This is a genomic window from Bittarella massiliensis (ex Durand et al. 2017) (genome assembly GCF_017566145.1).
GTDB classification, from domain to species: Bacteria; Bacillota; Clostridia; order Oscillospirales; family Ruminococcaceae; genus Bittarella; species Bittarella massiliensis_A.
In genome coordinates this window covers 1-262 of the sequence record NZ_JABFCL010000099.1, presented here as the reverse complement: position 1 = coordinate 262, position 262 = coordinate 1, and the positions used below count along the sequence as shown (strand labels likewise).

The following is a 262-nucleotide window of genomic DNA, read 5'->3' as shown; positions in this document are numbered from 1 at the left end:
GCGCGGACTCGCCATGGACGAGGCCGACATCGCCTTTTGCCAGAAATACTTCGCCGAAGACGAGCAGCGCGATCCCACCATCACCGAAATCAAGATGATCGACACCTATTGGTCCGATCACTGCCGCCACACTACCTTCGGCACCGTTCTTGAGAACGTGCAGATCGACGACGAAGCCGTAAAGGCCGCGTTCGAGCAGTACCTCGCCATGCGCCACGAGCTCGGCCGCGACGAGAAACCCATCTGCCTCATGGACATGGGC

Annotated in this window: 1 pseudogene; it reads left to right on the top strand. The window is 59.9% G+C overall.

Annotated elements, in window-relative coordinates:
• Nucleotides 1–262 (top strand): annotated as a pseudogene (locus tag HJY11_RS13610) (phosphoribosylformylglycinamidine synthase); the annotation flags it as partial.